The sequence below is a fragment of the Halomonas ramblicola genome (genome assembly GCF_030409215.1).
GTDB classification, from domain to species: Bacteria; Pseudomonadota; Gammaproteobacteria; order Pseudomonadales; family Halomonadaceae; genus Halomonas; species Halomonas ramblicola.
The window spans coordinates 452,119-474,332 of sequence record NZ_JAUFPL010000028.1 but is presented as its reverse complement, the minus strand read 5'-3'; the positions used below and the strand labels follow the sequence as shown (position 1 = coordinate 474,332).

22 protein-coding genes are annotated in these 22,214 nt (G+C 70.5%); 9 read left to right on the top strand and 13 right to left on the bottom strand.

Annotated features, from left to right (window positions below):
* Positions 1-34: 34 nt before the first annotated feature.
* A complete protein-coding gene (gene rmf / locus QWY80_RS13250; protein ID WP_290232262.1) occupies positions 35-241 on the bottom strand; it encodes a ribosome modulation factor in 207 nt (68 codons plus the stop codon).
* 225 nt (positions 242-466) lie between these two features.
* Here rmf and rlmKL point away from each other — a divergent pair, with 225 nt between their 5' ends.
* Together rlmKL and QWY80_RS13240 are read left to right on the top strand one after the other, a co-directional pair.
* Positions 467-2,653 (top strand): bifunctional 23S rRNA (guanine(2069)-N(7))-methyltransferase RlmK/23S rRNA (guanine(2445)-N(2))-methyltransferase RlmL, encoded by a 2,187-nt coding sequence (gene rlmKL / locus QWY80_RS13245; protein WP_290232260.1) that lies wholly within the window; start codon positions 467-469, stop codon positions 2,651-2,653.
* Positions 2,650-2,997 carry a glutaredoxin family protein gene (locus QWY80_RS13240; RefSeq protein ID WP_290232258.1) on the top strand — a complete coding sequence of 116 codons (348 nt, stop codon included), beginning with the start codon at positions 2,650-2,652 and terminating at the stop codon, positions 2,995-2,997. Before rlmKL ends, QWY80_RS13240 begins: the two co-directional genes overlap by 4 nt.
* Positions 2,998-3,104: 107 nt before the next feature.
* On the opposite strand, the gene QWY80_RS13235 is transcribed toward QWY80_RS13240, so the two are convergent.
* Positions 3,105-3,383: a hypothetical protein gene (locus QWY80_RS13235; protein WP_290232256.1), complete on the bottom strand. Its 279-nt coding sequence runs from the start codon at positions 3,381-3,383 to the stop codon at positions 3,105-3,107.
* A gap of 122 nt (positions 3,384-3,505) precedes the next feature.
* Between QWY80_RS13235 and pdxB the strand changes: the two genes are divergently transcribed.
* Positions 3,506-4,648: a 4-phosphoerythronate dehydrogenase PdxB gene (gene pdxB, locus QWY80_RS13230; RefSeq protein ID WP_290232254.1), complete on the top strand. Its 1,143-nt coding sequence runs from the start codon at positions 3,506-3,508 to the stop codon at positions 4,646-4,648.
* Between the two features lie 86 nt (positions 4,649-4,734).
* Here the strand turns inward: pdxB and htpX are convergent, their stop codons facing one another.
* The 11 genes from htpX to QWY80_RS13175 all read right to left on the bottom strand — a co-directional run bounded on the left by htpX (position 4,735) and on the right by QWY80_RS13175 (position 15,651).
* Complete coding sequence (gene htpX, locus QWY80_RS13225) at positions 4,735-5,640, bottom strand: protease HtpX (RefSeq protein WP_290232251.1); 906 nt, start codon at positions 5,638-5,640, stop codon at positions 4,735-4,737.
* 116 nt (positions 5,641-5,756) lie between these two features.
* On the bottom strand, positions 5,757-6,986 hold the full coding sequence (locus QWY80_RS13220; protein ID WP_290232250.1) for a pyridoxal phosphate-dependent aminotransferase: 1,230 nt from the start codon (positions 6,984-6,986) through the stop codon (positions 5,757-5,759).
* A gap of 48 nt (positions 6,987-7,034) precedes the next feature.
* On the bottom strand, positions 7,035-8,003 hold the full coding sequence (gene ylqF, locus QWY80_RS13215) for a ribosome biogenesis GTPase YlqF (RefSeq protein WP_290232247.1): 969 nt from the start codon (positions 8,001-8,003) through the stop codon (positions 7,035-7,037).
* A 76-nt stretch (positions 8,004-8,079) separates the two neighbouring features.
* The gene (gene msrB / locus QWY80_RS13210; protein ID WP_290232244.1) at positions 8,080-8,481 is read right to left on the bottom strand and encodes a peptide-methionine (R)-S-oxide reductase MsrB; all 402 of its coding nucleotides are present in this window, start codon (positions 8,479-8,481) and stop codon (positions 8,080-8,082) included.
* 150 nt (positions 8,482-8,631) lie between these two features.
* Entirely contained in the window at positions 8,632-9,723 is a 1,092-nt protein-coding gene (ychF, locus tag QWY80_RS13205) for a redox-regulated ATPase YchF (RefSeq protein ID WP_290232242.1), read from the bottom strand.
* A gap of 175 nt (positions 9,724-9,898) precedes the next feature.
* Positions 9,899-10,483 carry an aminoacyl-tRNA hydrolase gene (gene pth, locus QWY80_RS13200; RefSeq protein ID WP_290232240.1) on the bottom strand — a complete coding sequence of 195 codons (585 nt, stop codon included), beginning with the start codon at positions 10,481-10,483 and terminating at the stop codon, positions 9,899-9,901.
* An 89-nt stretch (positions 10,484-10,572) separates the two neighbouring features.
* Positions 10,573-11,220 carry a 50S ribosomal protein L25/general stress protein Ctc gene (locus QWY80_RS13195; RefSeq protein WP_290232237.1) on the bottom strand — a complete coding sequence of 216 codons (648 nt, stop codon included), beginning with the start codon at positions 11,218-11,220 and terminating at the stop codon, positions 10,573-10,575.
* 112 nt (positions 11,221-11,332) lie between these two features.
* Positions 11,333-12,274, bottom strand: coding sequence for a ribose-phosphate pyrophosphokinase (locus tag QWY80_RS13190; RefSeq protein ID WP_290232234.1), 942 nt, complete (start codon positions 12,272-12,274; stop codon positions 11,333-11,335).
* 86 nt (positions 12,275-12,360) lie between these two features.
* Positions 12,361-13,218 (bottom strand): 4-(cytidine 5'-diphospho)-2-C-methyl-D-erythritol kinase, encoded by an 858-nt coding sequence (gene ispE / locus QWY80_RS13185; protein WP_290232232.1) that lies wholly within the window; start codon positions 13,216-13,218, stop codon positions 12,361-12,363.
* Positions 13,211-13,861: a lipoprotein insertase outer membrane protein LolB gene (gene lolB / locus QWY80_RS13180; protein WP_290232230.1), complete on the bottom strand. Its 651-nt coding sequence runs from the start codon at positions 13,859-13,861 to the stop codon at positions 13,211-13,213. The genes ispE and lolB overlap by 8 nt, the downstream gene beginning before the upstream one ends.
* On the bottom strand, positions 13,858-15,651 hold the full coding sequence (locus QWY80_RS13175) for a tetratricopeptide repeat protein (RefSeq protein WP_290232228.1): 1,794 nt from the start codon (positions 15,649-15,651) through the stop codon (positions 13,858-13,860). The genes lolB and QWY80_RS13175 overlap by 4 nt, the downstream gene beginning before the upstream one ends.
* A 163-nt stretch (positions 15,652-15,814) precedes the next feature.
* Here QWY80_RS13175 and hemA point away from each other — a divergent pair, with 163 nt between their 5' ends.
* The 6 genes from hemA (at position 15,815) to QWY80_RS13145 (ending at position 22,201) form a co-directional block, all read left to right on the top strand.
* Positions 15,815-17,083 (top strand): glutamyl-tRNA reductase, encoded by a 1,269-nt coding sequence (gene hemA, locus QWY80_RS13170; RefSeq protein WP_290232226.1) that lies wholly within the window; start codon positions 15,815-15,817, stop codon positions 17,081-17,083.
* 9 nt (positions 17,084-17,092) lie between these two features.
* Positions 17,093-18,187: a peptide chain release factor 1 gene (gene prfA, locus QWY80_RS13165; RefSeq protein ID WP_290232224.1), complete on the top strand. Its 1,095-nt coding sequence runs from the start codon at positions 17,093-17,095 to the stop codon at positions 18,185-18,187.
* A gap of 82 nt (positions 18,188-18,269) precedes the next feature.
* A complete protein-coding gene (prmC, locus tag QWY80_RS13160) occupies positions 18,270-19,121 on the top strand; it encodes a peptide chain release factor N(5)-glutamine methyltransferase (RefSeq protein WP_290232222.1) in 852 nt (283 codons plus the stop codon).
* A 188-nt stretch (positions 19,122-19,309) separates the two neighbouring features.
* Positions 19,310-19,810 carry an Lrp/AsnC ligand binding domain-containing protein gene (locus tag QWY80_RS13155; protein WP_290232220.1) on the top strand — a complete coding sequence of 167 codons (501 nt, stop codon included), beginning with the start codon at positions 19,310-19,312 and terminating at the stop codon, positions 19,808-19,810.
* An 8-nt stretch (positions 19,811-19,818) separates the two neighbouring features.
* Positions 19,819-20,565, top strand: coding sequence for a HesA/MoeB/ThiF family protein (locus QWY80_RS13150; RefSeq protein WP_290232218.1), 747 nt, complete (start codon positions 19,819-19,821; stop codon positions 20,563-20,565).
* A gap of 349 nt (positions 20,566-20,914) precedes the next feature.
* Complete coding sequence (locus QWY80_RS13145; protein WP_290232216.1) at positions 20,915-22,201, top strand: NAD(P)/FAD-dependent oxidoreductase; 1,287 nt, start codon at positions 20,915-20,917, stop codon at positions 22,199-22,201.
* Positions 22,202-22,214: the final 13 nt, after the last annotated feature.

Sequence of the window (22,214 nt, the reverse complement as noted above, 5' to 3'; positions counted from 1 at the left end):
GGGTGTGAACCATAAAGAAGTAAGGGGGAGGGGTTCACATCACCATGGGGTTCTTGTGGATGCCGGAGACACCCGTCATGCCGGCCCAATGATCCCCACGACCTTCACGCCAACCGCTCATCCAGTATTCGCGAAGATTGATGTCCTGACTGGGGCAATCATCGCGGGAGCGACCTGATACACCTGCCTTGTAGCCATGAATATAGGCACGCTGGAAGCGATCACGTTTCTGTCGTTTCATTGGACTACCTCTTGATAAGGTATCTGACAGACCCGGACCCCAGAACAGGGCCGAGCCATAACGTGCCCCGGGCGGGGCCCGGTGACAGGAACGCATGCGTCGTGCAGTAGCTACTGTCTTATTGATAGCCCATCCCGTTGCGGATTGTCGACCGGCGATTTGTAACAACCCGTACACCCGCCTGTCATGGCGGCCATCCATGAACTGCCTTGCGGTATTGCCCAGATGAATCCCTCAACGAACGCCCGTCCCCTGGACCTCCTGGTCATCTGCCCCCGGGGGCTCGAACAGCTGCTCGCCGAGGAGCTGGCGGCCCTCGGCGCGGAGCCGGGCAAGACCACCGTGGGTGGGGTGAACGCCCATGCCGATCTGTCCACCGCCTATCGGCTCTGCCTCTGGTCGCGGCTCGCCAACCGGGTGGTGCTCTGCCTGGCCCGCGCGGAGGGCATCGAGACCCCCGAGCAGCTGCGCGACGGCGTGGCCGGGGTACCCTGGGAGGCGCACCTGGCGCCCGGCACCACCCTGGCGGTGGATTTCCATGGTCGCAGCGAGGCGATCCGCCACACCCGCTTCGGCGCCCAGACCGTCAAGGATGGCGTGGTCGACCGCCTGCAGGCCGGGGGCCGGGCCCGTCCCACGGTGGACCTGGAACGTCCCGACCTGCGCCTCTATGCCAGCCTGCATCGCGGCCGGCTGGTGCTGGGAATCGATCTCGCCGGGGAAAGTCTGCACCGTCGTGGCTACCGACGCGACCTGGGCCATGCCCCCCTCAAGGAGAACCTGGCGGCGGCGCTGCTGGTGCGCGCCGGCTGGCCGGAGATGGCGCGGCAGGGCGCTCCCCTGGTGGACCCGCTGTGCGGTGCCGGCACCCTGCTGATCGAGGCGGCGATGATGGCCGCCGACCTGGCCCCGGGCCTGGCACGCCGACGCTTCGGGTTCCACGGCTGGGCCGGCCACGACGAGGGGTCGTGGCGGGAACTCAGGCGCGAGGCCGAGGCCCGGGCCAGCATCGGACGCAAGCGCTGCCGATCGCGGCTATACGGCTTCGACCAGAGTCCGGCGGCGCTATCGGCGGCCAAGGCCAACGCCATGCGTGCCGGCGTCCCGGCGCTGGTCGAGCTGCACGGTGGCGGGCTCGCCGAGCTGGTCCGCCCCGGGGGACTGCCGGACGCTCCCGGCCTGGTGATCACCAATCCGCCCTACGGCGAGCGGCTCGGTGAACTGCCCGAGCTGGTCGGGCTCTACACCACCCTGGGCGAGCGCGTGCGCGCCGCCTTTCCCGGCTTCCGGCTGGCGGTGTTCACCGCCAACCCCGACCTGGGGCACCGCATCCGGCTGCGTGCCCACAAGCAGTATGCGCTGCGCAACGGTCCGCTGGAGGCCAAGCTGCTGCTGATGGCGGTACCCGAGGGCGAAGAGCAAGCCGTGGCGGGCGAGGGGGCGAGGCGCTCCGAAGGGGCCCGGATGTTCGCCAACCGCCTGGCCAAGAACCGCCGTCGCTTGAAGAAGTGGCTGAAGAAGAGCGGCGAGAGCTGCTATCGGCTCTACGACGCCGACATGCCGGAGTACGCCCTGGCCATCGACGTCTATGGCAGCCGGGTGCATGTCCAGGAGTATGCCGCGCCGAAGTCGGTGGACCCCGCCCAGGCCCAGAAGCGGCTGTTCGAGGCGCTGGCGGTGATTCCCGAAACGCTCGGGGTGGACCCCGGCAGCGTGGTGATCAAGCGCCGCCAGCGCCAGGCCGGCCGCGCCCAGTACCAGAAGCAGGCGGCCAGCGGCGAGCGCTTCGAGGTGCGCGAGGGGCGGGCCAGGCTGTGGGTCAACCTGCGTGACTACCTGGACACCGGCCTCTTCCTGGACCACCGGCCGGTGCGGCGGATGCTCGGCGAGATGGCCGCCGGCAAGCGCTTCCTCAACCTCTTCTGTTACACGGGCGCCGCCACCGTGCAGGCAGCCCTGGGCAGCGGCGATATCGGCGGGGCCAGCGAGAGCGTCAGCGTGGATCTCTCCAATACCTACCTGGAGTGGGCGCGGGACAATTTCGCCCTCAACCGGCTCGACCCGGGCCGCCACCGGGTGGTGCGCGACGACTGCCTGCGCTGGCTGGAGACCGCCCGGGCCGAGTTCGACCTGATCTTCTTGGACCCGCCCACCTTCTCCAACTCCAAGAAGATGGACGCCACCCTGGACGTCCAGCGCGACCATGGCCGCCTGGTGCGCCTGGCCATGGCGCGCCTGGCCCCCGCTGGCACCCTGGTGTTCTCCAACAACCAGCGGCGCTTCCGGCTGGATGCCGACCTGGCCGAGCAGTATGCGGTCGAGGATATCTCGTCGCGCACCTTCGACCCGGATTTCAACAGGAACCCCGACCTGCACCATGTGTTCCTGATTCGCCACCGGGAGGACGCATGATCCGGCTCACGCTCTATACCACGCTGGGCTGCCATCTCTGCACCGAACTGGAGGGGCTGCTGGCGATGCTGTGCGCCCCCGAGTACCGCCTGGAACGGGTCGAGATCAGCGAGGAGGACGCCCTGATGGCGCGCTACGGGATGCGCATCCCGGTGTTGGCGGACGCGCGGGGCGAGGAGCTGGAGCGTGGCTTCGAGGCGGAGCGCCTGGCCGAGTGGCTGGGGGAGCGGGGCTGGCTCGACGAGACGGCCTGGCAGGCGCTGCAGCGCCGGTTGGCGGGGGAGGACGAGCCTCGCGAGGTCAAGGACGCATCGTTCAGGGGGGGGCGGCGCTATCTGGGATAGCCCGGCTTCGCCGGGAGCTGGAAGATCGCCCGCTTCGCGGGCTTAAGCTTGAAGCTGGAAGAAAAACCCTTGACGTCAGGGCTGGTGGCACCATGCCAGCTTCCAGCTTACGGCTCGAGCAGCGATAGCTGGCTGACCGCCTCGCGCCCCTCGGGGCTGTGGTCCTCCACCTCGAGCACCTTGCGGAAGCCCCGGGAGGCCTGGATGGTGGTCTCGTCGGCGAGCCACATCCTCGCCTGGTCGTGGTCGTCGGCGAGCCGATGCTTGAGGCCGCCGAACTGGGTGCCGATCTGTCCCCAGGCGCGACTGAAGATCCAGTCGCCGAACATGTCTTGATGGATATGCACCAGGACGTAGTCATGGTCGGTTTCCCAGCGAACGATCACGGTGACTCCCGAAGCGTTGGCGCTGCCGCCTGGCAGCACTCATGTATCATTTGGCTAGGGTATTGTAAGGCCTCGTGCCGTCCTAACAAGTCGTGCCATCCAGGGAGTCAGGAGAAGACGCCATGCGAATCCTCGTCGACGCCAACGTACCCGCCGCCGAGACCTGCTTCGGCCCGCTGGGCGAGGTGGTGCGCCTGCCCGGCCGGGAGATCGATGCCGCCGCGCTGCGCGGCGTCGATGCCCTGGTGGTGCGCTCGGTGACCCGGGTCGACGCGGCCCTGCTGGCCAGGGCCGACCGCCTGTGCTTCGTGGGCACCTGCACCATCGGTACCGACCACGTCGACCGCGACGCCCTGGCCGAGCGCGGCATCGCCTTCGCCAGCGCCCCCGGCTGCAACGCCGAGGCGGTGGTGGACTATGTGCTGGTGTGCCTCGCGACCCTGGCCGAGCGCCAGGGCTGGTGGCTCGCCGAGCGCCGGGTGGGCATCGTCGGCGCCGGCAACGTGGGGGGGCGGCTGCAGGCGCGCCTCAAAGCCATGGGCATCGACTGCCTGGCCTGCGATCCCCCCCGCGCGGAGCGCGAGGACGGCTTCGTCGACCTCGAGACGCTGATCGGGGCCTGCGACGTGCTCTGCCTGCATACCCCCCTGGTGCGCGAGGGGCCGCACGCCACCCATCATCTGCTGGACGCCGAGCGTATCGCCGCCCTGGCGCCCGGCACCCTGCTGCTCAACGCCGGGCGCGGCGACTGTGTGGACGGCCAGGCGCTGCGCGCCCGGCTGGCGGGGGAGGGGGACCTCACCGCGGTGCTCGACGTCTGGGAGGCGGAGCCGGCCATCGATGCCGCACTATGTGACCTGACGGCGATCGCCACGCCCCACATCGCCGGGCATAGCCTGGATGGCAAGCTGCGTGGCACCCATCAGGTCTATCGGGCCCTGGCACACCGGTTCGGGCTGCCGGTGCGCATCGCCCTCGGCGACCTGCTGCCGCCACCGCCGCTGCGCCGCCTCGAGCTCGGCGAGGGGCTAGACCCCGAGGCGGCGCTGCGGGTGTGTCTGCGGGCGGTCTACGACGTGCGTCGCGACCACGATGCCCTGCGGCGCGAGTGCCGCCGCCGGGGCATGACCCGGGGCTTCGATGCCTGCCGGGCGAGCTACCCGCTGCGTCGCGAGCTGGCGACCCTGGAGGTGGGCATGGCCGAGGGAGATCCTGATGTGGCCACCCTGCTCGAAGGGGCCGGTTTTCGCCCATCGTCGCATTGAGCCACGAGCACGAGCCAGAACGAACGCCACCGCCCCGAGGGGCGGTGGCGTTCTGGTCCGGGCGAAGCAGGCCGATTGGCCCGCAGCTACTGCCGATAGGCGGCTTCCTTCAGCGCGCGGATGCGGTCATCCAGGGGGGGGTGGCTGGCGAAGAGTCGCTCCAGCAGCGAGGCCGTCTGGCCCTTGGTGATGGCCATGGCCCGCAGGGTGTCCGGCATCTGGTCGGGCATCTCGGTCTCCGCCTTGAGCCGGGCCAGGGCGTTGATCATGGCGCCGGAGCCGGCCAGCTTCGCCCCCGCGGCGTCGGCCCGGTACTCGCGGAAGCGCGAGAACCAGGCGACGATGGCCGAGGCGATGATGCCGAAGACGATCTCGGCGACGATCACCACCGCGAAGTAGCCCATGAAGCCCAGGCCCCCCTCGCCGTCGCTGCGCGCGCGCAGGAACTGATCGACCAGGTGCGCCACCACCCGGGCGAAGAACATCACGAAGGTGTTCACCACGCCCTGGATCAGCGCCAGGGTGACCATGTCGCCGTTGGCCACGTGGCCGATCTCGTGGGCCAGCACCGCGCGCACCTCCTCGGGGCGCATGCGGTTGAGCAGGCCGGCGGAGACCGCCACCAGGGCGTCGTCCTTGTTCCAGCCGGTGGCGAAGGCGTTGGACTGCTGGGCCGGGAAGATGCCCACCTCGGGGGTCTTGATGCCGGCGTCGCGGGCCAGCTCCGCCACGGTATCGAGCAACCACTGCTCGGTGGCGTTGGAGGGTGACTCGATGATCACCGTGCCGGTGGCGCGCTTGGCCATCCACTTGGAGATGAACAGCGAGATCAGCGAGCCGGCCATGCCGAAGATGAAGCAGAAGATCAGCAGGGCGTTGAAGTTCATGCCCTGCTCGGTGAGGTAGCCCTCCAGCCCCAGCAGGCGCAGGGTGATGCTGGCCACCAGCAGCACCGCCAGGTTGGTGCCCAGGAAGAGCAGGATTCGCATCATGGAACGGATCTCCGTTGTCGTCGAAGGGGGGCCGTGCCGGGGCACGGCGTTCACAAGCTGTTGCTTAGATACGGCCTTGCCCCGCGGGTTTCAATATGCGTGCGAGGGCGTTGCCGCTACTGGCGATAGCGCGACAGGAAGCGCGCGAAGCGGTCCAGGGCGTCGCCCAGTTGCTCGGCCCAGGGCAGGGTGACGATGCGCACGTGGTCGGGGTCCGGCCAGTTGAAGGCGGTGCCCTGCACCAGCAGGATCTTCTCCTGCAGCAGCAGGTCGAGGACCAGTTGCTGGTCGTCGCGGATGTTGAACACCCGGGGGTCGAGTCGCGGGAAGGCGTAGAGCGCCCCCCGGGGTCTGACGCAGGAGACGCCGGGGATGGCGTTGAGCTTGTCGAAGGTGATGTCGCGCTGGGCCAGCAGGCGTCCGCCGGGCAGGATCAGGTCGTTGATCGACTGGTAGCCGCCGAGTGCCGTCTGGATGGCGTGCTGGGCCGGCACGTTGGCGCACAGGCGCATGGAGGCGAGCATGGTCAGGCCCTGGATGAAGTCCGCGGCGTGCTGCTTGGCCAGGTCGCCGGAGAGGATCATCCAGCCGGAGCGGAAGCCGGCGCAGCGGTAGCTCTTGGACAGCCCGTTCATGGTCACCACCAACTGGTCGTCGCCGGCCAGGGCGCCGGTGGAGACGTGCTCGACGTCGTCGTAGAGGATCTTGTCGTAGATCTCGTCGGAGAACACCACCAGGTCGTGCTGGCGGGCGATCTCCAGCAGCTCGCGCAGCACCTCCGGCGGATAGACGGCGCCGGTGGGGTTGTTGGGGTTGATGATCACCAGGGCGCGGGTGTGGCCGGTGATCTTGGCGCGGATGTCGTCCAGGTCCGGCGCCCAGTCGGCCTGCTCGTCGCACAGGTAGTGCACGGAGTGGCCGCCGGAGAGGTTGGCCGCGGCGGTCCACAGCGGGTAGTCGGGGGCCGGGATCAGCACCTCGTCGCCGTCGTTGAGCAGCGCCTGCATGGCCATCACGATCAACTCGGAGACGCCATTGCCGATATAGATGTCCTCGATGCCGACGTTGGGTATATTCTTGCGCTGGCACTCCTGCATGATCGCCTTGCGCGCCGAGTAGAGCCCCTTGGAGTCGCAGTAGCCCTGGGCGGTGGGCAGGTTGCGCATCACGTCCTGGAGGATCTCCTCGGGGGCCTCGAAGCCGAAGGGGGCGGGGTTGCCGATGTTGAGCTTGAGGATGCGCTGGCCTTCCTCTTCCAGGCGCTTGGCGTGATCGAGGACCGGGCCGCGGATGTCATAGCAGACGTTGTCGAGCTTGTGGGATTTGCGAAGCGGTGTCGTGTCCATGGCGTCGGGTGTCCAGTGTCGTCCGGGGTCGGCAGGGGCGAGGGGTGATTATGCGGGCTGGCCGGGCGGGGTACCATCCTCGTCGGGGGCCGGTTCGGCCGCAGGCTCCGCGGGGATGTCCGCCGGGGTCTCCAGGGTCAGGCGGCCGAGCTTGCCGTCGCGCAGCTCGTGGAGCAGCACCTCGGCGCCGCGATGCAGGTCCACCTCGCCGCCCGGGCGCAGCCCGCCGCGCCGGGCGGCGATCTCGGCGAGGATCGTATGGCCGTCGAAGCCGGCGAGCGCCAACAGGTCGGGACGGGCCGGCCCATCGGCCTCGACCCGGTCGGCGTCGGGGTGCGGCGCATAGGCGGGCAGGGCCCCCAGCTTGTAGCGCGCCTGGAGCGCCTCGGGATAGCGGCGCGCCAGTTCGGCGGCGGTGACCACCGCCACGTCCACGTAGTCGATGGCGGTGTCGCGGATGGCACCACTGGCCGCCAGGCGGTAGGCGCTGGCCTGGTCCTCGATCTTGGGCCACAGCACCCCGGGGGTGTCGATCAGCGCCACCCGGCCGCCGATGCGCACCTTCTGCTGGCGTTTGGTCACCGCCGGCTCGTTGCCGGTCTTGGCGATGCGCTTGCCGGCCAGGCCGTTGATCAGCGTCGACTTGCCGACGTTGGGGATGCCCATGACCATGACGCGCACGTCGCGGTCGGCGCGCACCTGCCCCGCCAGCTCGTGGCACAGCCTGGGGATGCGCTTGAGTTCCCGGGCGTTGGTGGTGGTCACCGGCAGCGCCCGGGTATCGGCCTGGGCGTCGAAGTGGGCGACCCACTCGCGGGTGCGCTCGGGGTCGGCGAGGTCGGCGCGCGACAGCACCTCGAGCACCGGCTTGTGGCGGGTCAGCTCGGCGAGCATGGGGTTGGCGCTGGAGTAGGGCAGGCGCGCGTCGAGCACCTCGATCACCACGTCGATCTCGGGCAGCGCCTCGGTGATCTGGCGCCGCGCCTTGTGCATGTGTCCCGGGTACCAGCCGAGCATGGGGCCTCTCCTGCCTGACAATCGAAACGGCCGCCCATCTTAGCAGATGCGCGGCCGCGGCAGGATGGCAGGAAGGCTATTCCCCGGCGTGGAACTCCAGGGCCACCGAGTTGATGCAGTAGCGCAGGCCGGTGGTCTCGGCCGGGCCGTCCGGGAAGACGTGGCCCAGGTGGGCGTTGCAGCGCGCGCAGGTCACCTCGGTGCGGCGCATGCCGTGGGAGGTGTCGAGATGGTCCTCCACGCAGCCCGGCGTCAGCGGGCGGTCGAAGCTCGGCCAGCCACAGCCGGCCTCGAACTTGTGCTCGTTCTCGAACAGCGGGGCATGGCAGCAGACGCAGTGGTAGATGCCGTGCTCCTCGGTGACCGTGCAGTCGCCGCTGAAGGGGGGCTCGGTGCCCTTCTCGCGGGTCACCCGATACTGCTCGGGGGTGAGTTGGGTGCGCCACTCGGTGTCGGGCTTCTCGATCTTCCTGCGCATGGCGTCTCTCCTCGTCGTCCGGGCGGGTCATATTCCCATTGTGACACCTGCGGCGTGCCGTGTGTGTCCGGCAAGGGGGCGGCCGGTCACGCCGGCTCAACGCAACGCGCCCCCGGGATGCCGGGGGCGCGTCGTCGCCAGGGGCGGGGCTCAGACGTTGAAGCGGAAGTGGATGACGTCGCCATCCTGTACCACGTACTCCTTGCCCTCCAGGCGCCACTTGCCGGCGTCCTTGGCGCCCTGCTCGCCGCCCAGGGTCACGAAGTCATCGTAGGCGATGACTTCCGCGCGGATAAAGCCCTTCTGGAAGTCGGTGTGGATCACCCCGGCGGCCTCGGGGGCGGTGGCGCCCACCCTGACCGTCCAGGCGCGCACCTCCTTCACCCCGGCGGTGAAGTAGGTCTGCAGTCCGAGCAGCGCATAGCCGGCGCGGATCACCCGGTCGAGCCCCGGCTCCTCCATGCCCATCTCGTCGAGGAACATGGCGCGTTCCTCATCGTCCAGCTCGGCGATCTCGGCCTCGATCTGGTTGCACACCGGCACCACCACGGCATCCTCCTCGGCGGCGATCTCGTGGACCACTTCCAGGTAGGGATTATCCGTGAAGCCGTCCTCGTTGACGTTGGCGATGTACATGGTGGGCTTCAGCGTCAGGAAGCCGAAGCTCTTGAGCCGCTGCTTCTCGTCGTCGTCGAGGCCGAAGCTGCGCAGTGGCTGGCCCTCGGCGAGGTGCGGCTGGATGCGGTCGAGGATCGCCTTGGTGGCGATGGCCTCCTTGTCGCCGCTCTTGACCACCCGGGTGAGACGCTGGATGGCGCGCTCCACGGTATCCAGGTCGGCCAGGGCCAGCTCCAGGTTGATGGTCTCGATGTCGGTGCGCGGGTCGATCTGGTTGGCCACGTGGATGACGTTGTCGTTGTCGAAGCAGCGCACCACGTGGGCGATGGCCTGGGTCTCGCGGATGTTGGCGAGGAACTGGTTGCCCAGTCCCTCGCCCTTGGAGGCTCCCGCCACCAGGCCGGCGATGTCGACGAACTCCATGGTGGTGGGCACCACCTTCTCGGGCTTGACGATCTCGGCCAGGGCATCGAGGCGCGGGTCGGGCATCGGCACGATGCCCACGTTGGGCTCGATGGTGCAGAAGGGGAAGTTCTCGGCGTCGATGCCGGACTTGGTCAGCGCATTGAAGAGGGTCGACTTGCCGACGTTGGGCAGGCCGACGATACCGCAGTTGAAACCCATGGGATCGTCCTGGAAAGCGTGTTCGCGATTGGAAAGTGGCGAGTATTCTACGGGACGCCTTCGGCGCGAGCCAGAAGAGGGAAGAAGGAAGAGCGGCGCTGCGCGCCTGGAAGAAACACCTGCGCTCGGCGAGACGTCGGTATTCTCTTCCTTCTTCCCCCTTTCCTCTTCCCTCTTATGGCTTGAAGCTGTGCAGCCGATTCATGGCCCGGGCCCACTGGCCGTCGAGGGCATCGGGCAGGGTAGCCAGACACTCGTCGATGGCGGCCTCGATGGCGGTGTGCTCGGCCTTGCCGGGGCGCCCCAGCACGTAGGGCGTCACCTGGCGCGAGTCGCCGGGGTGGCCGATGCCGATGCGCAGGCGATGGAAGCCGCGCGCGTTGCCGAGTGCACTGATGGTGTCGCGCAGGCCGTTGTGGCCGCCATGGCCGCCGCCGGTCTTGTAGCGGGCATTGCCCGGGGGCAGGTCCAGCTCGTCGTGGGCCACCAGCAGCTCCTCCGGGGCGAGCTTGTAGAACTGGCAGAGCGCCGCCACGGCGCCGCCGCTGCGATTCATGAAGGTGGTGGGATTGAGCAGGTGCAGGTCGTGGCCCTCGAACTGCACGCGGGCATGCAGGCCGAGGAACTTCCTGTCGGGGCGCAGCTCGCCGCCGGCGTGGCGAGCCACCGCCTCCACCAGCCAGGCGCCGGCGTTGTGGCGGGTGGCTTCGTAGTCGGCGCCGGGATTGCCCAGTCCGATGATGGCTCTGACCTGGCTCATGGGGGTCGCCTCCAAAAAAAATCAAGCGCCGGGGCGCTTGATCGTCAGCGGGAGGGCCGCGCCTGGCGCGGCCCCGGAGCGGATGAGGATCACTCCTCGCCCTGCTCGCCTTCTTCTTCGCCCTCGGCGGACTCGCCGCCTTCTTCGCCACCGCGAACCTTGGCCTTGGTGATGCTCAGCACCGCCTGGTCATGGTCCTCGCCGTGGGTCAGCTCGACCAGGGCCACGCCGGCCGGCAGCTTGAGGTCGGAGAGGTGCAGGGTGCTGCCCAGCTCCACCGCGGCGATGTCCACCTCGAGGTAGTCGGGCAGGTCCTTGGGCAGGCAGCTGACCTGGACCTCGTTGGCCAGCACGTGCAGCTCGCCGCCCTGGTCCTTGATGCCCGGGCACTGCTCCTCGCCGACCACGTGCAGCGGCACGTTGAGGGTGATCTCGTGGGTGGCGTCCACGCGCATGAAGTCGGCGTGGGTGACCAGCGGCTTGTAGGGGTGGCGCTGCAGGTCACGCACCACCACCTGCTCGCTCTTGCCGTCGATGACCAGGTTGATCACGGAAGAGAAGAAGGCCTCCTCCTCGATCGCCTTGTAGAAGGCGGATTTCTCGACGGCGATCGGCTGCGGGGCCTGCTCACCGCCGTAGACGATGGCCGGCACCTGCTCGTTCGCACGACGCAGGCGGCGGCTCGCACCTTTCCCCAGGTCGTTGCGAACGCTGGCGTTAAGGATGAAATCGGACATGGATATTGCCTCTTGCTAGAAGTAGGGAAGACGCCGGGGTCCGCGACCAGATCCCCGACGCTTCCGGGTGCCCCGAAGGGCGCGCTTCCGGCGCCGTGCCGCTGATGAGGGATCAGTGGAACATGGCGCTGACGGATTCCTCGTTGCTGACCCGGCGGATCGCCTCGGCGATCAGCCCGGCCACGCTCAGTTGGCGAATCTTGCCGCTGCGCCGCGCACTGTCGGACAGCGGGATGGTGTCGGTGACCACCACCTCGTCGAGTACCGAGCCGGTGATGTTGTCCACCGCCGGCCCCGAGAGGATGGGGTGGGTGGCGTAGGCCACCACGCGATGGGCGCCGTGGTCCTTGAGCGCCTCGCCGGCCTTGCACAGGGTGCCGGCGGTGTCGATCATGTCGTCCACCACCACGCAGTTGCGCCCCTCGATCTCGCCGATGATGTGCATCACCTGGGCCTGGTTGGCCGAGGGGCGGCGCTTGTCGATGATCGCCAGGTCGGCGTTGAGCTGCTTGGCGATGGCTCGGGCGCGCACCACGCCGCCCACGTCGGGGGAAACCACCACCAGGTCCTCGTAGTTCTGGCGCTCGATGTCGTCGAGCAGGATCGGCGAGCCGTAGACGTTGTCCACCGGCACGTCGAAGAAGCCCTGGATCTGGTCGGCGTGCAGGTCCATGGTCATCACCCGGTCGACACCGGCCTTGACCATCATGTCGGCGACGATCTTGGCGGAGATCGGCACCCGGGCGGAGCGTACCCGGCGGTCCTGGCGGGCGTAGCCGAAGTAGGGCACCACCGCGGTGACGCGGGTGGCGGAGGCCCGACGCAGGGCGTCAACCATCAGGATCAGCTCCATCAGGTTGTCGTTGGTCGGCGCACAGGTGGACTGCAGCACGAAGACGTCCTTGCCGCGCACGTTCTCGTTGATCTCGACCGCGATCTCGCCGTCGCTGAACTGACCGACCGTGGCATTGCCCTGGCGGGTGTCCAGACTCTCGGCGATCTTCCGAGCGAGTTCGGGATTGGCGTTCCCGGCGAAAACCATCAATTTTGACACGCGCAGCCACCTATGCAGTGTTGGGTCATCAGGGTTGCAACCAGCACCATGTCGAAGCGCATTGCCGGCCGCCTCGACGGGAGCGATCAGCGATCCAGGGCGTCATGGAGAGGAGAGCGGTTGAGCCCGCGGGCCTTGAAGGCCTGCCAGCGGCCGGCGATCTCGTCGAGGAGCCGGTCGGCTTCCGCCTCGCTGTCCAGCCGGGCGAACACGCAGGCACCGGTGCCGGTCAGCAGGGCCGGGGCACGCGCCGACAGCCAGTCGATCGCCTTCGCCACCGGTGGATGGAGTCCCCTGACCGTGGCCTCGCAATCGTTGCGCCAGCTCGACGCTCCCCCCTGCAGTGCGCGCGCCATGGTAATCGGGGGGGTGTGACGTGTCAATTCGGGGGCCCCGAACACCGCGGCGGTGGCGACCTCCACGCCGGGGTGGACCACCACGAACCAGGGGGTGTCGAGCGCGACCGGGGTGAGGCGCTCGCCGACCCCCTCGCCCCAGGCGGCGTGGCCGCGCACGAAGACCGGGACGTCGGCGCCCAGCGTCAGGCCCAGCTCGGCCAGGCGGTCCAGCGGCAGCGCCAGGCCCCAAAGGGCGTCGAGGCCGAGCAGGGCGGTGGCGGCATCCGAACTGCCACCGCCCAGGCCACCGCCCAGGGGCAGACGCTTGTCGAGGCGGATGTCGGCGCCGAGCCGGCAGCCGGTCTCGGCCTGCAGCGCCCGGGCGGCACGTACGATCAGGTTCTGCCCGGTCGGCACGCCGGCCATCGCCGGGCAGAGGCGGATTGCGCCGTCGTCGCGACGGCGCAGGTGCAGGGTGTCGCCGTGATCGAGGAACTGGAACAGCGTCTGCAGCTCGTGGTAGCCGTCCGCCCGCCGTCCGGTGATATGCAGCAGGCGGTTGAGCTTGGCCGGGGCGGGCAGGCTGAGTGGGCCCGGCTCAGGCATCGTCGACCACCGGGCGCCAGTCGTTGACCACCAGGGTGACGCGCAGGTCGCCGTAGGTCATCACCAGGCGCCGCGGCAGCCACAGGCCCTCCGCCCGGGTCCAGTCGCGATACTCGACGTGCCAGCCGTCCTGCTCCAGGGTCGCCGGGAAGCCCAGTTCATCCTCCTCCAGGTCGTAGTCGCCGCCCTCGCCGGGCAGGCCGCGGATCCAGTCGGTGAGCGCGCCCAGCGGCAGCGACCAGCCGAGCCGCTGCTCCATCAGCGCCTCGGGGCTCTCGGCCTCGAAGCGGCCCTCCGCGGTGGTCAGCGAGAAGCGTCCCTGGCGTCCCTCCAGGGTGCTGCGACCGCTGCCGAAGGGGCCGCTGATCAGCAGGCGGTAGTAGTGGGGGTGCTGGCTCCAGTCGAGGTTGGCGCTGGTGGACTCCTCCGGGGTACGCAGCCCGGCCTTGCCGGCCAGCATCCAGGTGTCCAGGGCCGCGAGCCGCTCGGCCTGGGCCTGCCACTGGCCGGCGGCCCGTTCGCCCTCGGGCACGGGGGCGGGGCCGGCACAGCCGACGAGCAGGGCGAGGGCCAGCAGCATGGCCGGGAGCCGGGCCCGGGTGGCAGGACCGGTACGATCCAGGGGGCGAGAGAGCAGGGTCATGGCGACGTCTCGTGGTTAGCGGATGACTCGTCGGGGGTCAGCTCGGGAATGCGCTCCAGCAGGGCGTCCACCAGCGGGCGGTCGTCGAAGCGCTCGCGGGCCTCGCGGATCAGGGCCCGGGCCTCGTCGCGGCGTTCCAGGGCCCACAGCACCTCGGCCAGGTGGGCGGCGATCTCCTGGTCGGGCATCGCCGCGTAGGCGCGCTCCAGCCAGGGCAGGGCGGCCTCCGGGTCGCCCTGGCGATAGCGTACCCAGCCCAGGCTGTCGAGGATGGCGGGGTTGTCGGGGTCGAGCTCGTGGGCGCGTTCGATCAGCTCGCGGGCGTCGTCCAGGCGCTCCTCGGGGCCCTGGTCGGCCAGGGTATAGCCCAGGGCGTTGAGGGCCATGGCGTTGTCGGGGTCGTGCTCGATGATGCGGCCGAGGTCGCGCTCCATGCCGTCCAGGTCGCCGTCCTCCCAGGCGCGCATGGCACGCAGGTAGAGCAGCGACTCGTCGTTGGGGGTGCGCGCGAGCTCCCGATCGAGCAGGGCATCGGCCTCGGCGGAGCGTCCCTCCTCGTCGAGCAGTTCCACCTCCAGGGTGACCAGGTCGCCGTAGTAGGCCTCGTGGCGTTGCCGCTCGATGCGCAGGAAGGTCCGGGCGTCGGCCAGCCGGTCGTCCTCGACCAGCATCCGCGCGGCGCGCAGCCGGGCGGCGAGGAAGGCCTCGCCGGAGGGCACCTGGCGGTAATAGAGGAGGGCGTTGTCCACCTCGCCCTCGGCCCGGGCGATGTCGCCGAGCACGAAGAAGGCCTCGGGCGGGGCCTCGGCCTCCTCCACCAGGGGCAGCAGCAGGCGGCGGGCCGGCTCGGGGTGTCCCTCGTCCAGGTAGAGGCGGGCCAGGGCCAGGTGCAGCTGGGCATTGCCGGCATGCTCCTCGAGCAGGCCGTCGGTCTGGGCCTCGGCGGCGGCGACATTGCCCAGGCGCAGCTCGCTCTGGGCCAGCAGCAGGATGAAGCGGGCGTCCCCCGGCGAGACCGCCAGGCCCCGTCGGGCGGCGTCGCGGGCGGCCGCGTGGTCGCCGTCCTCCTGGGCCAGCCGGGCGCGGGTCAGCCACAGGGCGGGGAGTTCCGGCGCCCGGGCGCCCAGCCGGTCGAGACGGCGCTCGGCGGCGGCGGTCTCGCCGGCGGCGACCTCGAGCAGGGCGGTGGCCAGTTCGGCGTCATGGCGGCGGGCGTCCTTGGGGGCCGTCGCGAGGTGCTCGCGGAGCAGGGTCAGCAGCGGGCGCGGGTCGGCCTCCTCGGCCAGCGCCGACTCGGCGAAGGCGGTGAGGTCGCTGTCACCGCCGCGGCGTACCTGGGCCAGACGCTGGCGCAGCGCCTCGGGCCAGTCGCCGCGCTGCATCGCCAGGCTGGCCAGCAGGCGCGAGGGGGCCTCGGCGCCGGGGGCGAGCGCCTGCCAGCGATCCGCGGCCCGCTCCAGCAGCTCGTGCTCGCCGCCGAAGCTGGCGGCCAGGGCCGCCCGCTCGGCCAGGGTGGGGGAGGGGTAGCGCTGCGTGGCCGCCAGGTAGCCCTCGGCCGCGCGGCGGTAGTCGCCGCGCTGACCGGCCAGCTCGGCACCCAGCAACCCGGCCAGCCCCTCGGCGTCCAGGCCGCGTTCGATGGGCGGAGCCCCGGCCAGGGGGTCGTCCATCCGCTCCGGAGCGGCATCGCCGGCGGTCAGCGCCTGGCAGCCGGCGATCAGGGGAACCAGCGCCAGGGCCGCCAGGCGGTGGCGTCTAGCTGGGAAGGCAGGGCGGGTGGCGGAGGCCATGGGCGTCTCGCTTGCGGTGCTGAGCGCCCAGCATAACGGCTCGGCCGCGGCGGGCAAAGCGCTCGGGGGGAGGGCACCCAATCGGGTCGGCCTATGGTAGACTCTCGGCGCAATATTCCCGACGCCGCCCTGGCCGGCGATCACTAGCGAAGACGCCCGACGCATGACGCTGCTTGCCCTAGGAATCAATCATCGGACCGCCACCGTGGAGGTGCGCGAGCAGGTGGCCTTCGCCCCCGCCGAGCTGGAGGCGGCGCTGGGCGAACTGCGTGGCCTGCCCGAGGTGCAGGAGGCGGCGGTGCTCTCTACCTGCAACCGCACGGAGCTCTATTGCGTCACCGAGCCCCAGGGGGAGCGGGCGATCCTGCAGTGGCTGGGGCGCTTCCACGGCCTCGCCACGGAGGACCTGACGCGATGCGCCTACCACTACCTGGACGACGCCGCCGCCCGCCACCTGATGCGGGTGGCGGTGGGGCTCGATTCCATGGTGCTGGGCGAGCCGCAGATACTGGGCCAGCTCAAGGACGCCTACCAGGCCAGCCGTCAGGCCAGCGGGCTGGGCCGCGAGCTCGAGAGCCTCTTCCAGCATACCTTCGCCGTGGCCAAGCAGGTGCGCACCGAGACCGGCATCGGCAAGAACCCGGTGTCGGTGGCCTACGCCGCGGTGAGCCTGGCCAGCCGCATCTTCGAGGACTTCGGTCGCGCCCGGGCGCTGCTGATCGGTGCCGGCGAGACCATCGAGCTGGTCGCTCGCCACCTCCATGAGGCCGGCGTGAGCCAGCTCACCGTGGCCAACCGGACCCGCGAGCGCGGCGAGCAGCTGGCCGGCCCCCTGGGCGGCCGGGCGGTCACCCTGAATGCCATCCCCGACGCCCTGGTCGAGGCCGACATCGTCATCTCCTCCACGGCGGCGCCCCTGCCGATCCTCGGCAAGGGCATGGTGGAGCGGGCGCTGAAGAAGCGCCGTCACCGGCCGATCTTCATGGTCGACATCGCCGTGCCCCGGGACATCGAGCCCGAGGTGGGCGAGCTGGCCGATATATTCCTGTATACGGTGGACGACCTGCAGGAGGTGATCGAGGAGAACCGTCGCCATCGCCAGGTGGCCGCCGACCAGGCGGAGTCGATCATCGAGCACGGCGTCGGCGCCTGGCTGCATGATCGCCGCGTGCGCAGCGGCGGCGAGCTGATCCACGACTACCGTGCCCGCGGCGAGGCGCTGCGCGACCGCTCCCTGGAGCAGGCCCTGGCGCGCCTGGGGCGCGGCGAGGACCCGGAAGCCGTGGTGCGCCGCCTGGCCCACCAGCTCACCAACCGCCTGCTGCACGGCCCCACGGTGGCGCTGCGCGAGGCCGCCTCCGCCGAGCGCCACGACCTGCTGGAGGCGGCCGGCACGCTGCTGGTCGACGCCACTCCCGACAAGACCCGATAGGACCGACTCATGAAAGCTTCCCTGCGTCAGCGTCTCGACGCCTTCGGCGAGCGCTTCGAGGAGCTCGCCGCCCTGCTGGCGGAGCCCGAGGTGATCGGCGACCAGGCCCGCTTCCGCGACTACTCCCGCGAATACGCCGAGCTCGAGTCGCTGGTGGAGGCGTGGCGCGAGTTCCGTGCCGTGGAGGGCGACCTCGAGGCCGCCGAGCAGCTCGCCTCCGACAGCGACCCCGAGATGCGCGAGCTGGCCGAGCTGGAACTGGCCGAGGGCCGCGACAGGCTCGAGGCCCTGGAGGCGCGCCTCAAGCGGCTGCTGGTGCCCCGGGACCCCGACGACGGCCGCAACGTCTTCCTGGAGATTCGCGCCGGCACCGGCGGCGACGAGGCGGCGCTGTTCGCCGGTGACCTCTTCCGCATGTACTCCCGCTACGCCGAGCAGCACGGCTGGAAGGTCGAGGTGGTCAGCGTCAGCCACGGCGACCAGGGCGGCTACAAGGAGATCATCTCGCGCATCAAGGGCGAGGGCGTCTACGCCCGGCTCAAGTTCGAGTCCGGGGCGCACCGCGTGCAGCGGGTGCCGGCCACCGAGTCCCAGGGCCGCATCCACACCTCCGCCTGCACCGTGGCGGTGATGCCCGAGGCCGACGAGGTAGGCGACATCGACCTCGACCCCAACGACCTGCGGGTGGATACCTTCCGCTCCAGCGGCGCCGGCGGCCAGCACGTCAACACCACCGACTCCGCCATCCGCATCACCCACCTGCCCAGCGGCGTGGTGGTGGAGTGCCAGGAGGAGCGCAGCCAGCACAAGAACCGCGCCAAGGCGATGGCGCTGCTGGCCGCGCGCCTCAAGCGGAGTGCCGTGGACAGCCAGCGCCAGCGGCAGGCCGACGCCCGGAAGAGCCTGGTGGGCTCCGGGGATCGCAGCGAGCGCATCCGCACCTACAACTTTCCCCAGGGGCGGGTCACCGACCACCGCATCAACCTCACCCTCTACAAGCTGGGGGAGGTGGTGAGCGGCGAGCAGCTCGACGAGGTGATCGAGCCGCTGATCCACGAGTACCAGGCCGAGCAGCTGGCTGCCCTGCAGCAGCAGGAGGCGTGATGCGCCTCGATGCTCTGCTGGTGGAGGCCGCGGCGCGCCTGGTAGCGGCCGACTCATCCCGCGCCCTGCAGCAGGAGGGCTGATGCGCCTGGACGCGCTGCTTACCGAGGGGGCCGCACGCCTGGCCGCGGCCGGCTCGCCGAGCCCGCGACTGGATGCCGAGGTGCTGCTCTGCCATGTGCTGGGCGTCGATCGCACCTGGCTCTACACCTGGGGCGATCGCGCGGCCGGGGAGGACCAGGCCGAGCGCTTCGTGGCCCTGCTGGCACGGCGCGCGGCGGGGGAGCCGGTGGCCTATCTGACCGGCGAGCGCGAGTTCTGGGGGCTGCCCCTGGCCACCAATCCCGGCACCCTGATCCCGCGCCCGGACACCGAGACCCTGGTGGAGGCCGCCCTGGAGAAGGCCCCGGCCGCCGCGGGGCGGTTGCTCGACCTGGGCACCGGCAGCGGTGCCATCGCCCTGGCGTTCGCCAGCGAGCGGCCGGGCTGGGAGGCACTGGGCGTCGACATCCGCCCAGAGGCGGTGGCCCTGGCCCGGCGCAACGCCGCACGGCTGGGCCTCGACAACGCCGTCTTCCGCGAGGGCGACTGGTTCGCCGCCCTCGATGCCGATGAGGGCGGCGGGCGCTTCGAGCTGGTGGTGTCCAACCCCCCCTACATCGCCGCCGACGACCCCCACCTGGGCCAGGGCGACGTGCGCTTCGAGCCCTCGAGCGCCCTGGTGTCCGGCGACGCCGGCCTGGCCGACCTGCGCCAGCTGGTACGCGAGGCCCGCGCCCATCTGCTGCCGGGTGGCTGGCTGCTGCTGGAGCACGGCTGGCGGCAGGCCGCGGCGGTGCGCGCCGCGCTCGACGCGGCCGGCTACCTCGAGGTGGCCAGCCGCCGCGACCTGGGCGGCCACGAGCGGGTCAGCCTGGGGCGGGTCCCGGGCTGAGCGCCGAGCCGCAAGGCCCGCTGCGCCTGCCTCGCATCAGCCCAGGCGTGGCTGGCGGCCGATGGTCCGGGTGTGGTACACCTTGAGTAGATGATTTTTCCGAATGCCGTCGCATTGCCGGGCGATTTCCAGTCGATTCCGCTGCCGCGATGGCGCTCCCGACCATCCGACCGGTGTCCGCCCATACGATGAAAGCCAAGACCCGCGCCCTCGACCGTATCGACCTCAAGATCCTGCGCTGCCTGCAGGAGAATGCGCGCATCTCCTACGTCGACCTGGCCAGCCAGGTGGGGCTCTCCACCACGCCCTGCCTGGAACGGGTCAAGCGCCTGGAGCGGGCCGGGGTGATCCGCGGCTACAAGGCCTTGCTCGACCCCCGGGCGCTCAAGGCCAACCTGCTGGTGTTCGTGGAGATCAGCCTGGAGACCCAGTCGCCGGCGGTGTTCGACGAGTTCCGTCGCGCCGTGGCCAGGCTGCCGCAGATCCAGGAGTGCCACCTGGTCTCCGGCCAGTTCGACTACATCCTCAAGTGCCGCATCCCCGAGATGTCCGCCTACCGCCAGTTGCTCGGCGACGTGGTGCTGACCCTGCCCGGCGTCAAGGAGTCCAAGAGCTACGTGGTGATGGAGGAGGTCAAGGAGGAGTTCGCCCTCCACGTGCCCGATATCGAGGAGTTCGAGGACAAGTGAGCACCCCCATGAATGACCAGGACCTGTTGCGCTACAGCCGCCAGATCATGCTCGAGGCCATCGACATCCCGGGGCAGGAGCGGCTGCGGGCCGGCCATGCCCTGGTCGTCGGCGCCGGTGGCCTGGGCTCGCCGGTGGCCCTCTACCTGGCCGCCGCCGGCGTGGGGCGGCTGACCCTGGCCGACGCCGACGCGGTGGAGCTCTCCAACCTGCAGCGCCAGATCGCCCATGGCCAGGCCGACCTGGGGCGCAACAAGGCCGAGTCGGCGCGCGACGCGGCCCTGGCGCTCAACCCGGGCTGTCGGATCGAGGCGCTGACCACCCACCTCGACGGCGAGGCCCTGGACGCGGCCGTGGCCAGCGCGGACGTGGTGCTCGACTGCACCGATCGCTTCTCCAGCCGCTATGCCATCAACGCCGCCTGTCGCGAGGCCTGCGTGCCGCTGGTCTCCGGGGCGGCGATCCGCTTCTCCGGCCAGCTGGCGGTGTTCGATCCCCGCGATCCCGCCTGCCCCTGCTACGCCTGCCTCTACCCCCCGGACGGCCGGGGCGACGAGGCGCTCTCCTGCGCCGAGAGCGGGGTCGTGGCGCCGCTGGTGGGGCTGATCGGCAGCTTCCAGGCGCTGGAGGCGATCAAGCTGCTCAGCGGCGCCGGCACGCCCCACGCCGGGCTCTCCACCTTCGACGGCCTGACCGGCGAGTGGCGCCGCTTCCGAGTGCCCCGCGACCCGGCCTGTCCCACCTGCGGAGGCTGAGTGCGTCTCCACGCCCCGGGCCGCCCCGGCCCGGGGCGCCGCCTGCGACCCGCGCCTGCCGGTGTCCTTCCCCACCGAGCTCCCTGTGACCGAATGACTGGTATTTCTTGACGCCCGGGTGGCGGCCATGCGCCGGTGACGGCTCCCTTCGTTGCGCGAGGAAGGCCTTTGTCGAGGCCTGTGCCGAGGATGGGGAGGACCTTTCGGCCCCTGTGTCAGACGATTGAGTCACGATGGTTGTTATTGAATACTTGACATGGGCGTCCCGCCTGGTGTCAAACTGATCGGCAGCAAGACACCGTCTTCCACAACAACGAGCGCACCGCGCCACCATCCACGGGGACCCCGCATGTCTGCCTTCGACTCGCCCGCCGCTTCCTGGTATCGCGATTCCGTCGCCGTGGCGCTCGGCGACTTCCCGCCGCTGGAGGGCGAGGCACGTGCCGACGTCTGCGTGATCGGCGGTGGCGTCACCGGCTGTTCGGCGGCGCTCGAGCTGGCCGAGCGGGGCTATTCGGTGGTGCTGCTCGAGGCCGGGGAGATCGGCTACGGCGCCTCGGGGCGCAGCGGCGGGCAGATCCTGCCGGGGCTGGGTACCGACATGGCCACCGTGGAGAAGGCCCTGGGACGCTCCGCGGCCCGCGATATCTGGGCGATGAGCCGCGAGGCGGTGCGTCTCACCGCGGAGCGGGTCGAGCGCCACGCCATCCCCTGCGACCTGGCCTGGGGCTACCTGCATGCGGCGGTCAAGCCGCGCCACGTGCGCGAGCTCGAGGCCTTCCGCGAACGCATGGCCCGCGACTACGACTACCCCGGCCTGACGATGCTCCACGGCGAGGCGCTGCGCGAGCGCGTGGTCACCGACGCCTACCCGGCCGCCCTGCACGAGCGCGACGCCGGCCACCTGCATCCCCTTAACTACACCCTGGGCCTGGCCCGTGCCGCGCGCGACGCGGGCGTGGCCATCCACGAGAACAGCGCCGCCACGGCCATCCGCCGCGGCCAGCCGGCGCGGGTCGATACCGCCCGGGGCCGGGTGACGGCGGACTTCGTGGTGCTGGGCACCAACGCCTTCCAGGCGGGGCTGGTGCCGGAGCTCTCGGGGCGGGTGATGCGTGCCGCCAACTACATGATCGCCACCGAGCCGTTGTCACCGGAGCAGGCGGCCCGGGTGCTGCCCCGCAACGATGCCCTGTCCGATGCCAACTTCGTGCTCGACTACTACCGGCTCTCCGGCGATCGCCGGCTGATCTACGGTGGCGAGGTGAGCTACGACGGCCGTGAGCCGCCGGGACTGGAGACGCGCATGGACGCCAAGATCGCCCGGCTCTTCCCGGTGCTCGAGGGCGTGAGGATCGAGTACCGCTGGGGCGGCGACGTGGCCATCACCCTGGATCGGGCCCCCGACTTCGGTCGCCTGGGCGCGAACCTCTACTACGCCCAGGGCTACTCGGGCCACGGCATGGCCCTGGCCGGGCTCGCCGGCCGGCTGATGGCCGAGGCCATCGCCGGGCAGAGCGAACGCTTCGACGCCTTCGCCGCCATGCCGCACCGCCGCTTTCCCGGCGGTCCCTGGCTGCGCACCCCACTGCTGGTGTTGGCGACCCATTTCTACAAACTGCGCGACCGGCTGTGAACGGGCCGGCAAT

Bases quoted from the DNA above. Each gene is read 5' to 3' on its own strand.
- rmf (WP_290232262.1), bottom strand. From the start codon at position 241: ATGAAACGACAGAAACGTGATCGCTTCCAGCGTGCCTATATTCATGGC.
- rlmKL (WP_290232260.1), top strand. From the start codon at position 467: ATGAATCCCTCAACGAACGCCCGTCCCCTGGACCTCCTGGTCATCTGC.
- QWY80_RS13240 (WP_290232258.1), top strand. From the start codon at position 2,650: ATGATCCGGCTCACGCTCTATACCACGCTGGGCTGCCATCTCTGCACC.
- pdxB (WP_290232254.1), top strand. From the start codon at position 3,506: ATGCGAATCCTCGTCGACGCCAACGTACCCGCCGCCGAGACCTGCTTC.
- htpX (WP_290232251.1), bottom strand. From the start codon at position 5,640: ATGATGCGAATCCTGCTCTTCCTGGGCACCAACCTGGCGGTGCTGCTG.
- QWY80_RS13220 (WP_290232250.1), bottom strand. From the start codon at position 6,986: ATGGACACGACACCGCTTCGCAAATCCCACAAGCTCGACAACGTCTGC.
- ylqF (WP_290232247.1), bottom strand. From the start codon at position 8,003: ATGCTCGGCTGGTACCCGGGACACATGCACAAGGCGCGGCGCCAGATC.
- msrB (WP_290232244.1), bottom strand. From the start codon at position 8,481: ATGCGCAGGAAGATCGAGAAGCCCGACACCGAGTGGCGCACCCAACTC.
- ychF (WP_290232242.1), bottom strand. From the start codon at position 9,723: ATGGGTTTCAACTGCGGTATCGTCGGCCTGCCCAACGTCGGCAAGTCG.
- pth (WP_290232240.1), bottom strand. From the start codon at position 10,483: ATGAGCCAGGTCAGAGCCATCATCGGACTGGGCAATCCCGGCGCCGAC.
- QWY80_RS13195 (WP_290232237.1), bottom strand. From the start codon at position 11,220: ATGTCCGATTTCATCCTTAACGCCAGCGTTCGCAACGACCTGGGGAAA.
- ispE (WP_290232232.1), bottom strand. From the start codon at position 13,218: ATGCCTGAGCCGGGCCCACTCAGCCTGCCCGCCCCGGCCAAGCTCAAC.
- lolB (WP_290232230.1), bottom strand. From the start codon at position 13,861: ATGACCCTGCTCTCTCGCCCCCTGGATCGTACCGGTCCTGCCACCCGG.
- QWY80_RS13175 (WP_290232228.1), bottom strand. From the start codon at position 15,651: ATGGCCTCCGCCACCCGCCCTGCCTTCCCAGCTAGACGCCACCGCCTG.
- hemA (WP_290232226.1), top strand. From the start codon at position 15,815: ATGACGCTGCTTGCCCTAGGAATCAATCATCGGACCGCCACCGTGGAG.
- prfA (WP_290232224.1), top strand. From the start codon at position 17,093: ATGAAAGCTTCCCTGCGTCAGCGTCTCGACGCCTTCGGCGAGCGCTTC.
- prmC (WP_290232222.1), top strand. From the start codon at position 18,270: ATGCGCCTGGACGCGCTGCTTACCGAGGGGGCCGCACGCCTGGCCGCG.
- QWY80_RS13155 (WP_290232220.1), top strand. From the start codon at position 19,310: ATGAAAGCCAAGACCCGCGCCCTCGACCGTATCGACCTCAAGATCCTG.
- QWY80_RS13150 (WP_290232218.1), top strand. From the start codon at position 19,819: ATGAATGACCAGGACCTGTTGCGCTACAGCCGCCAGATCATGCTCGAG.
- QWY80_RS13145 (WP_290232216.1), top strand. From the start codon at position 20,915: ATGTCTGCCTTCGACTCGCCCGCCGCTTCCTGGTATCGCGATTCCGTC.